At 64.2% G+C, this 9241-nt stretch carries 11 protein-coding genes, 1 tRNA gene and 1 riboswitch; of the genes, 3 read left to right on the top strand and 9 right to left on the bottom strand.

Annotation, left to right across the window (positions count from 1 at the left end; translation table 11 throughout):
* Positions 1 to 102: 102 nt before the first annotated feature.
* On the bottom strand, positions 103 to 429 hold the full coding sequence (locus tag NDB2M1_RS06930) for a hypothetical protein (RefSeq protein ID WP_072380764.1): 327 nt from the start codon (positions 427 to 429) through the stop codon (positions 103 to 105).
* Positions 430 to 850: 421 nt separating this feature from the next.
* On the opposite strand from NDB2M1_RS06930, the gene NDB2M1_RS06925 reads away from it, so the two are divergent.
* Positions 851 to 1105 carry a type II toxin-antitoxin system ParD family antitoxin gene (locus NDB2M1_RS06925; RefSeq protein WP_072380762.1) on the top strand — a complete coding sequence of 85 codons (255 nt, stop codon included), beginning with the start codon at positions 851 to 853 and terminating at the stop codon, positions 1103 to 1105.
* On the opposite strand, the gene NDB2M1_RS22860 is transcribed toward NDB2M1_RS06925, so the two are convergent.
* From NDB2M1_RS22860 to NDB2M1_RS06895, 6 genes are all read right to left on the bottom strand, one after another.
* The gene (locus NDB2M1_RS22860; protein WP_072380760.1) at positions 1102 to 1728 is read right to left on the bottom strand and encodes a hypothetical protein; all 627 of its coding nucleotides are present in this window, start codon (positions 1726 to 1728) and stop codon (positions 1102 to 1104) included. The genes NDB2M1_RS06925 and NDB2M1_RS22860 overlap by 4 nt on opposite strands.
* 2 nt (positions 1729 to 1730) lie before the next feature.
* Entirely contained in the window at positions 1731 to 1955 is a 225-nt protein-coding gene (locus NDB2M1_RS06915) for a DUF2188 domain-containing protein (RefSeq protein ID WP_072380758.1), read from the bottom strand.
* A gap of 81 nt (positions 1956 to 2036) precedes the next feature.
* On the bottom strand, positions 2037 to 2423 hold the full coding sequence (locus NDB2M1_RS06910; protein WP_072380756.1) for a RidA family protein: 387 nt from the start codon (positions 2421 to 2423) through the stop codon (positions 2037 to 2039).
* A gap of 238 nt (positions 2424 to 2661) precedes the next feature.
* Positions 2662 to 4296 (bottom strand): choline dehydrogenase, encoded by a 1635-nt coding sequence (locus tag NDB2M1_RS06905; RefSeq protein ID WP_072380754.1) that lies wholly within the window; start codon positions 4294 to 4296, stop codon positions 2662 to 2664.
* A gap of 68 nt (positions 4297 to 4364) precedes the next feature.
* Complete coding sequence (locus NDB2M1_RS23080; RefSeq protein ID WP_253185804.1) at positions 4365 to 4484, bottom strand: gamma-glutamylcyclotransferase; 120 nt, start codon at positions 4482 to 4484, stop codon at positions 4365 to 4367.
* 212 nt (positions 4485 to 4696) lie between these two features.
* Positions 4697 to 5992 (bottom strand): GGDEF domain-containing phosphodiesterase, encoded by a 1296-nt coding sequence (locus NDB2M1_RS06895; RefSeq protein WP_072380752.1) that lies wholly within the window; start codon positions 5990 to 5992, stop codon positions 4697 to 4699.
* Positions 5993 to 6128: 136 nt separating this feature from the next.
* Between NDB2M1_RS06895 and NDB2M1_RS06890 the strand changes: the two genes are divergently transcribed.
* Positions 6129 to 6908 (top strand): NAD kinase, encoded by a 780-nt coding sequence (locus tag NDB2M1_RS06890; RefSeq protein ID WP_072380750.1) that lies wholly within the window; start codon positions 6129 to 6131, stop codon positions 6906 to 6908.
* A 90-nt stretch (positions 6909 to 6998) separates the two neighbouring features.
* A tRNA-Asn gene (locus tag NDB2M1_RS06885) sits at positions 6999 to 7073 on the top strand.
* 18 nt (positions 7074 to 7091) lie between these two features.
* Here the strand turns inward: NDB2M1_RS06885 and NDB2M1_RS06880 are convergent.
* Entirely contained in the window at positions 7092 to 7415 is a 324-nt protein-coding gene (locus NDB2M1_RS06880; protein ID WP_143146655.1) for a PilZ domain-containing protein, read from the bottom strand.
* A 127-nt stretch (positions 7416 to 7542) separates the two neighbouring features.
* Entirely contained in the window at positions 7543 to 8796 is a 1254-nt protein-coding gene (locus NDB2M1_RS06875; RefSeq protein ID WP_072380748.1) for a D-amino acid dehydrogenase, read from the bottom strand.
* Between the two features lie 210 nt (positions 8797 to 9006).
* Positions 9007 to 9107: riboswitch (glycine riboswitch) on the bottom strand.
* Between the last annotated feature and the right edge of the window lie 134 nt (positions 9108 to 9241).

The following is a 9241-nucleotide window of genomic DNA, read 5'->3' as shown; positions in this document are numbered from 1 at the left end:
AGGGCCATTCTGTCGTCGGTCATCGTCTTCTTCTCCAGGTTCGAGTTCGCATCCGAACCCTACCAGAAGATCGACGGTGGCCACCCTCTCAGAGAAACCTTCCTACACCACCCCGTGGGACACGACCATGACTGTCGGCTCGGAAAATGCCAACTGATATGGTGCAGTATTTCCAAACTGAGCAAAAAGCTCAAAAATTCTGGAACCGACAAAATCTATGTCCCGGTCGAAGCCAACATCATTAAGTGTAGGCTTGTGGCGCTGATCAGGTCTAATAAAGCCTGAGATGAGAGCGTAATCCACTGTGATGACCGGAGTTTTATTCTGGTCAATCTTATCGTAAAGATCAAGCACCTGCGACGAAGCGTCGGCAAGCGTAAAAATCTCCATCTTAATCCGCCTAAACGGATCTGATTCCATTTCTTCCATCCCGAAACACCCTAACCAAAACGGTTCAAAACGTTTGCCGATTTGACTAGGGATTTACGCAGTCTTAATCCCTTAGCAATATATTTTTTTGCCAGTGATTGGAAGCTGAATTACCGCGATTCAGAGGTAAAGGGGTTGCGGTTACAGGTCGTGGGTTGCGGTGACAGGTGCAACACCCCCGAAACCCATCGCCCTTGCCCCCAGGCTGCAATAGGATCGAATTCTATCCTCACGGAGCAACCTCATGCGTACCACCCAGCAGTTCAGCGTCACCCTGCCCAACGAATTGGGATTACGGTGACAGGGATTACGGGGGATTACGGTGGGGGATTACGGTGACAGTTTACTAAATCCCCAATCCCAACTCCCTTGCCCCCAAGCTCCAATAGGATTAAATCCCATCCACAAAGGAGCCCAGCCCATGCGCACCACCCAGCAGTTCAGCGTCACCTTGCCCAACGAAATGGCCGCGCTCGTCCGCGCCAAGGTGGCGTCTGGTGAATATGCCAGCGAAAGCGAAGTGATCCGCGAGGGGCTGCGCGCGCTCGGTGCCCGCGAACGCGCGCTGGAGGATTGGCTGCGCCAGCAGGCCGCCCCCGCCTACGATGCCTACCGCGCCGATCCCTCGCGCGGCCTATCGCTCGAAGACGTCCGCGCCTCGCTCGGCAAGCGCTAAAGCGGCTGGCCCAGCGCCATCCACTCCGTCATGGCCGCCAGCAATTCGCTGGTCGGGTAATCCTTGATGTCATCTTCCGAGAATCCGGCGGCAAGCTGGCCTTCGAAGTACCACTGCTGGAAATCGGCGTACTTGCCCAGAATGCGGCCCGCGCCGATCTTCTCCGCTCCCGCCTCATTCACCAGCCAGTTGCGGACCTTGCGCACGGCTTTCTCGTAATCCTCGCCATGTGCCTCGACGTCGCACCCGGCCAGATCGGATAGTGCCGCCTTGAGCTGGTATCGGCGCTGCTCGAGAATCAGGATTTTCTTGTCCTTGCAGCGCTCGACATAGCGCCTGCAGCCAAAGTCGATCCCGAGTTCGAACGGCATATTGAGCCGGAAATACTCGCCTGCCGTTCGCGCCTGACAGCGGCTCAGGTCGTGAATGGAATACCGCGACGCCTCGATAAGCTCGATGATCTTGCTCAGCCGGTTCTCGGCCGAGTCCGCGCGCTCGGTCGCAATACGGGGTAGAAACCCAAGGTAGACGACGCAAAACAGCATCGCCTGAAGGATTCCCTCGTACTCTTCATCAAGCGGGCAGTTGATGAAGACAGACTTGTCGAACGCAGGTTCAGCCAAGGTCAGCCCTTGGACGACTGCGGGTCCTGCCCATAGGAATTGCGCGCACGGATGCGGCCATCGCGGCCGTGAATATAGAGTTCGGTCTTCTGGTTGCGGGCGATCTCGGTGGCTTTGCTGATCGCTTCCTGCTGCGTGCCAAAGGTGCTGGAAGCGCGCGATGCGCCTGCGCGCCGAACGCTCCATTTGCCGCCGTTGGGCACCACATGCTGGCCTGCCTTGGACACCGTATTGCCTTCCCGTTAAGGTGCGCCTTGCACCAGATCAATATAGAAACTGGCGGTCAGGATACAACCAAAACAAGCCCCTCACCCCGCATGCGCAATCACATCAATCTCCACCATCAGCTCCGGCAGCGCGAGGCTCCTCACCTCGACGATCGTGTCCGCCGGCCAGGGCGGCGTGAAATAGCGCCGCCGCGCCTCTACGATCTTCGGGAAGTTGCCCATGTCGGTCAGGTAGATCGTCACTTTCACGATGCGGCTGCGGTCGCTTCCGCCCGCCGCCAGCACGGCGTCGATATTGGCGAAAGTCTGTGCCAGCTGCGCGTCAAAGTCCCCCGCGCCGACAATCGCGCCTTCCGGGCTGATCGCCGCCTGCCCTGAAAGGAACAGCAGGTTCCCCACCTGCCACCCCGGCGAAATCGCATAAGGCGCCAGCGGATCGGGCTCCATGCTGATCACTTTCACGGTCATGCGCCTCTTCTCCCTTCACCCTCTGCCAGCGGAGCCGGAACCGGGGCCGTTCAACAAAACCCTGTCCTACATGCCGCCGCCTGCGATACCGTCCGCAAATGCCCCTCCCGCGCCCTCAAGCCTCTGACCGCATTGTGCTTTTCTGGCACAATCGAGGCGCGCGGAGGGGCCTGACAGTTTTCGCCATGGACTGTGTCAACCGTGTCAACCCCATCCCGAAACGGGACAGGGCGACTCGTCACGCCGCCGCCGCCAGCGCCGACGGCCCCCGAATCACATCGGCGATCTTCTCGGCGATCATGATCGTCGGCGCATTGGTGTTGCCGCCCACCAGCAGCGGAATGACCGAGGCATCGACGACGCGCAGGCCCGCAAGGCCGATCACCTTGCAGTCCTTGTCCACCACCGCCATCGGGTCGGTGCCCGTGCCCATCTTCGCGGTGCCGACGGGGTGGTAGATCGTCTCCCCCCGCGCCCGCACCCAGGCGTCGATCGCCGCGTCCGACTGGACCTCGGCCCCGGGCCAGATCTCCTCGCCGCGATAGGGCGCGAAGGCATCCTGCGCCACGACCTCCCGCGCGATCCGGATGCCCTCGCGCACCACGCGCCGGTCTTCCTCGGTGGCGAGGAAATTGGCGGTGATCGCCGGATCGTCATAGGGATCGCGGCTCCTCAGGCCCACCGTGCCCCGGCTTTCCGGACGGAGCTGGCAGACATGGACGGTGAACCCGTCGCGCTCCACCCGCACCTTGGCGTGTTCCTGCATGATCGCGATCACGAAGTGCAGCTGCAGGTCCGGCCGGTCGAGATCGGGGCGCGACTTGAGGAAGGCCCCGGCTTCGAGGCCGTTCTGCCGCCCGCCGCCCTTGCCGGTCAGCAGGTAGTGCAGCCCTACCTTGTATTGCCGCCAGCCCCGGATCTGGTGGTAGAGCGAAACCGGCTGCGTCGCCGCCCAGTTGAGCGTCACGTCGAGGTGATCCTGCAGGTTCGCCCCCACCCCCGGCAGCGCATGGACCGGAGCGACGCCCGCCGCCTTCAGCTTCTCCGGATCGCCGATCCCCGAAAGCTGGAGTATCTGCGGGGACTGGAACGCCCCCGCACAAAGCAGCACTTCGCGGGAGGACTGCGCCGTCTGCACCGCCTTCCCCGGCCCAAGCGAATACTCCACCCCCGCCGCGCGCCCGTTCGCAATCACGATCCGGTGCACCCGCGCCCCGGTCACCACTGCCAGATTGCGCCGCGTCCCCATGATCGGCGTGAGGTAGCCCCGCGCCGCAGACCAGCGCTGCCCGTCGTTGATGGTCAGCTGATAGCGCCCGAACCCTTCCTGGCTCGCGCCGTTGAAGTCCTCGGTAAAGGGATGCCCGGCCTGCTGCCCGGCGGCGAGGAAGCTCTGGTAAAGCGGATGCTCCGAATGCTCGCCCCAGTTGACCTTGAGCGGCCCGCCGGTGCCGTGGAACTCGCTCGCGCCCAGGCAATTGTCCTCGGCCTTGCGGAAATAGGGCAGCACATCGGCATAGGACCACCCCTCCAGCCCCAGCTGCCGCCACTGGTCGTAATCGGTGGCATGCCCGCGCACATAGACCATGCCATTGATCGCGGAGGAGCCGCCCAGCCCCTTCCCGCGCGGGTGCCACATGCGGCGGCCGTCCATGTGCGGCTCGGGCTCGCTCCAGAAGCCCCAGTTGTGCTTGCTCTTCTGCTTGATGAGGGTGCCCACCCCCGCCGGCATGCGCACCAGCACCGAGGTGTTCGGCCCGCCCGCCTCGAGCAGCAGCACGCGCATGTGCGGGTCTTCCGACAGCCGCGCCGCCAGCACGGCGCCCGCGCTCCCCGCCCCGATCACGATATAGTCGAACTCACCTTGCGACATGCCGTTGCCTCATCCCGAACACACGGGTGCGAGGCTAGTTAATCGAACGGTTAAGCGCAAGCCACGGCTCACTCCGCCGCCAAGTAGATCCACGCAGCCACCCGGCCTTCCGCAGTCTCCACCATGACTTCGCCGCGCCGGTACTCGTCACCTTCGAACGCATCGAGCCGGTCCCAGTGCGCAGGCAGGTCCGGCGACGTGAACAGGTGAACTCGATAGCCTCACCGTCTTCGTCCAGCACCAAAGCCGGATAGCCCAACGCTGCGCCCCAACCCGTCTCGATCAGGCGCCCCCTGATCGTGCCGGTGGTCCAGGTGCCGGACAGCAACGCGAGCTGATGATGGTTCGCCCGCCCCGGCGCGAGCGGGCCGTACGTCGCAAGGCGATGGTCAATGCCCATTCAGCCCGCCACCAGGCTTGCGAATTCGGCCGCATCGATCGGCCCTGCGCGCAGGAAGCCCTGGAACACATCGCAGCCTTCGGCACGCAGAATGGCGAGCTGGCCTTCAGTCTCCACCCCTTCGGCGATCACCTTGAGCCCCAGCGCACGCGCCATCGCCACCATCGCCGAAAGGATCGCCCGGTCGCGCGGGTCATGCTCGATATCGACCACCAGCGAGCGGTCGAGCTTCAGGGCATCAAGCGGCAATGCCTTGAGCGCGCGGAAGTTCGAGAAGCCCGTGCCGAAGTCGTCGAGCGCAACCTTGACGCCGATGCCTTCCAGCTCGCGCAGCGCGGCGGCGCAGGCCTCGAAATCGGCGATCAGGGTCTGCTCGGTGATCTCGATCGTCAGCCGTTCGGGAAGAAAGCCGCTCGCTGCGATTTCCGCCTTCAGTGCCGCCGCGAAATCGCCGACCGCGAAGTCTTCCGCGGTCACGTTGAGCGAGAGCTTGAGCGGCAGCGAGGCTGGCCATGCCGAGGCCATCGCCAGCGCGCGCCTGCCGATATGGCGCGAAAGCTGCGCCACGTGGTCGCCCCGGTCCGCCACGGCAAAGAGCGTCTCGGCGCAAATGCGGCCAAAGCTCGGATGTTCCCACCGCGCAAGTGCCTCGGCCCCGGCGAGCGCGCCGGTCGCAACGTTGAACTGCGGCTGGAACAGCACGGTGATCTCGTCGCGGTGGAGCGCGCCGAGGAGATCGCCCTCGAGGCTCGCGGCGCTGCGTCCGCGCGCCGGATGGCTGCCGTCTGCCCACAGCACGCGGCGGCCGCTGCGGCGCTGGAGATCGCCGGAAACCTGATCGAGCCTGTCGAGCAATGCACCGCCGCTTTCACCCGGCAGCCCGCGCAGCAATGCGGTGCGCGGGGCAAGGCTCAGCTTCTCGCCGTCGATCACCAGCGGCCGCGCGATGGCGCGGCCCAGCGCTTCGGCCAGCCATTGCCAACGCTCGCGGCTCAGCGCCGCGTGCGATGCGACAAGGAACGCCCCGCCACTCGCCCGCGCCACCAGCGCCTGCGGGCCAAGCTCATCCGCCACGAAATCCCTCAGGCGCCGCGCAATCTCCACCAGCACGCGGTCGCCGCCCGCCATCCCGTAGGCGAGATTGACCGCCGGGAGCCGCTGCAGGCTTACCATCATCGCCTGGACAAAGCCCGTCTCGCTCGAACCATCGAGCCACTGCGCCGCGCTGTCGAGCCCGGGGAGGCCGGTCAGGACATCGCGATCATCGCCGGAGAAAAGAAGCGTGGAACCATTCATCGCGGGTCGTCTTAGGCGATTGGTTTGGCGAAATCATCCACGCTGTGCCATTTGCCATTGCACCAGTTTGGGTCGCTACATATCACTGCGGCGCGGATGCGGATTGCCGCGCCGTGCCCGAGGAGAGCCTTACCCGATGCCCGAAAGCCCCCGGCTGGCGCTGCTCGCCTCCCCCACCGACCGTGCGCAGGAAGCCGAGGCCGCGCTGATGGCGTCGCACGATTGGGTATCGCTCGAAGAAGCCGACATCGCCGTCGTGCTCGGCGGCGACGGGTTCATGCTGCAGACGCTGCATCAGATGCTCGATACGGGCCGGGTGATTCCCGCCTACGGGCTCAATCTCGGCACAGTCGGCTTCCTGATGAACCGTCACAAGGCCACCCGCCCCATCGCCGAGCGCGTCGCCAAGGCGCGCAGCGTAGCGGTCGCCCCTCTTTGGATGGAAGCCACGACCCACAGCGGCGAGCAATTCTCCTCGTGGGCGATCAACGAGGTCTCGCTGCTGCGCGAAACGCGCCAGACGGCCAAGCTCGAAGTCTCGGTCAACGGCAAGGTGCGCATGCCCGAGCTTTCGTGCGACGGCGTGCTGGTCGCGACGCCGGCGGGCTCGACGGCCTACAACCTCTCCGCCAATGGCCCGATCCTGCCGCTCGGCAGTTCGATGCTCGCGCTCACCCCGATCAGCCCGTCCCGCCCCCGCCGGTGGCGCGGCGCGATCCTGCCGGACAGCTGCGAGATTCTGTTCCGCTCGCTTGAGGCGAAGAAGCGCCCGGTTTCGGTCGTGGCGGACCAGAAGGAAGTGCGCGACATCTGCGAAGTGCGGGTCAGCGCCGCGCGCGAGTCACGGCTGACGCTCCTGTTCGACAAGGGCAAGAGCCTCGACGAGCGGATTTTTGCCGAGCAATTCCTCGTCTGAAATCCCGTGTGGATTTTTGGGCAATCAGGCGCTTGCCAAACCCGAAACGCCTGCTATTAGCGCGCTCCTGCCCCGGGCAACTGGGTCTGGTCCCTGATAGCTCAGCGGTAGAGCTCTCGACTGTTAATCGAGTGGTCGTAGGTTCGAATCCTACTCAGGGAGCCACACCCTCCATCGTCAGCCTCAATGAACCGAACCGATGCGTCCGTCGAGGATAGCGTCGAGCACAGCTGGATGCAGCGGCGCTTCGAAGCGCAGGCCGGCCGTGAAGCCGCTTGTCCAGTCGATGATCGCAGGACGGGATTCAAGGCCTGGCAGCGTGATCCAGACCAGCGTGCCAGGCTTCACCGCATCCATCGAATCAATCCGTGCCGAAGAGCAGGTCAGGTCGCTCAGGGCGACTTTCGCGCGCAGCACGCCGCGGCGGTAGGTGGCGGTGATCACCGGGCGGCAGGGTGCCGCGCCGCGCGGATTGGCCTCATGTCCTGCAGCGTGCTTGACCAGCATGGCAATCATTCCCTGTGCAGGAACCGGTGATCGGTCCTCACAAGGAAGAACGGCCCGGTAACCCTGCCTTTTAGGCAAGCAGGGTCCCCGGGCCGCTTATGCGGATTCGTACTTAGCTGCGCGTCCCTCAGGCCACGCGAAGCGCGGCGTCAGTCTCCAACGACTGGTCGATGCTGGCCGCCACCATCTGCGCGGTGACAGCGCTCAGGGTCCAGCCCAGATGGCCATGGCCGGTGTTGTAGAAAACCCGCGAACGCCTCCCGGCGCCGACACGCGGCATCATGTCGGGCAGCATTGGCCTGAGGCCAGCCCACGGCACCACTTCGCCTACGTTGACGCCGGGGAACAGCTGGCGCACCCACTGCACCAGCGGCGCGATGCGATCGGCGCGGATGTCGCGGTTCTCGCCGTTGAACTCCGCCGTGCCCGCCACGCGGAAGCGGTCCTTGCCGAGGCGCGAGGTAACGATCTTGGCGTCCTCGTCGAGCAGGCTGACCCACGGAGCACCGACCTGGCTGGCCTCATCCCGCAGCATGACTGTGATCGAGTAGCCCTTCACCGGATAGACATTGACCCGGTCGCCGATCATCGCGGCGAGGCGGCGGCTGCCCACCCCGGCACAGATGACGAGCCCGTCGAAGTGGCCCACGTCTTCGATCCGCGCATCGGTCAGGCTGGCGGTGCGGATGGTGACGCCGCGGTCATGCACCGCAATCGCCTGCACCGCCCGGTCGAGCTGCAAGACCGCGCCCTTGCCTTCGCAGGCGGCAGCAAGGCCGCGGGTGAACTTGCAGATGTCGCCGGTGGCGTCGGAGGGGGTATAGTACCCGCCGCAGTAGTCACCGGTGACCGTAGGATCGATCCGCTGCATTTCCTCCGGGCTCACCTGGAAGCGGTCGAGCCCACCCGCGCGGACGAGTTCATTGGTACGCGCCGCATCGGCAAAGCTCTGCGCGTTGCGGTAGATGTGCAGGATCCCCCGCTTCTCGCAGTCGAACTGGATGCCTTCGCGCTCGGCAATGTCGAACAGGTACTTGCGCGCCTCGATCGCGAGCCGCACGGTTTCCATCGTGTTGGCATCATGCTTTGGGATCGCGCCAAGAAATTCCGCGATCCATGAGAACTTGTGCCAGCCCGGGCGCGGGTTGAACAGCAGCGGGGCATCGCGCCGCGCCATCCAGCGCAGACCCTTGAACACGGTGCCGACCGAGTTCCACACCTCGCCATTGCTGGCCGAAAGCTGTCCGCCATTGGCGAACGAGGTTTCCATGGCCGGAAGCGGCTGACGATCGATGACAGTAACATGATGACCGCGCTCGAGCAGCGCGTAAGCCGTGGTAATGCCGGTGATGCCGGCGCCGATAACCGCAAAATGCGACATGAGCCTGTGCTCCTTGATGTGAGAAATGCGTCTGTGCCGGCCCGGATGGACCAGCGCGGCGTTCATTTCCCCATCTCTGTCGCTTGTGCCTGAGAGCTTGACCGCTTCGGTCTCACACGCGGACTGCGCCTGACCCTACCATACGGCTTTCTCCGTCGGCGGATGGCCGGGCAGGTGATAAACCTTGCGCGCCATCACTCTCCAGAGTGTCAAGACCACACGGTTCCTGGTGCCTGAGAGTTTCCTGGGGGGTTGCTCCGTCGGCGCCGGATCGAAACGCAGTTTCTACCGGGCTCTCCCATGCGGTCATCAAGACAATGGTTGCGGCAGTCTCCTTCGTCCAAACTGCCATGACTCGTCGGCATGGCTTCATATCATGGGGTTATTGTGCATCAGCGAAGCGGATAGGTCCAGCCCCAAAGCCGCTTATACCCCGTAACATCGA

Origin of the sequence: Novosphingobium sp. NDB2Meth1 (assembly GCF_900117425.1) — a bacterium.
In the GTDB taxonomy this organism is placed as follows: Bacteria; Pseudomonadota; Alphaproteobacteria; order Sphingomonadales; family Sphingomonadaceae; genus Novosphingobium.
The sequence above is the reverse complement of the archived record's forward strand: the minus strand, read 5'-3'. Positions and strand labels throughout refer to the sequence as shown.

Bases quoted from the DNA above. Each gene is read 5' to 3' on its own strand.
- NDB2M1_RS06930 (WP_072380764.1), bottom strand. From the start codon at position 429: ATGGAAGAAATGGAATCAGATCCGTTTAGGCGGATTAAGATGGAGATT.
- NDB2M1_RS06925 (WP_072380762.1), top strand. From the start codon at position 851: ATGCGCACCACCCAGCAGTTCAGCGTCACCTTGCCCAACGAAATGGCC.
- NDB2M1_RS06910 (WP_072380756.1), bottom strand. From the start codon at position 2,423: ATGACCGTGAAAGTGATCAGCATGGAGCCCGATCCGCTGGCGCCTTAT.
- NDB2M1_RS06905 (WP_072380754.1), bottom strand. From the start codon at position 4,296: ATGTCGCAAGGTGAGTTCGACTATATCGTGATCGGGGCGGGGAGCGCG.
- NDB2M1_RS06895 (WP_072380752.1), bottom strand. From the start codon at position 5,992: ATGAATGGTTCCACGCTTCTTTTCTCCGGCGATGATCGCGATGTCCTG.
- NDB2M1_RS06890 (WP_072380750.1), top strand. From the start codon at position 6,129: ATGCCCGAAAGCCCCCGGCTGGCGCTGCTCGCCTCCCCCACCGACCGT.
- NDB2M1_RS06880 (WP_143146655.1), bottom strand. From the start codon at position 7,415: ATGCTGGTCAAGCACGCTGCAGGACATGAGGCCAATCCGCGCGGCGCG.
- NDB2M1_RS06875 (WP_072380748.1), bottom strand. From the start codon at position 8,796: ATGTCGCATTTTGCGGTTATCGGCGCCGGCATCACCGGCATTACCACG.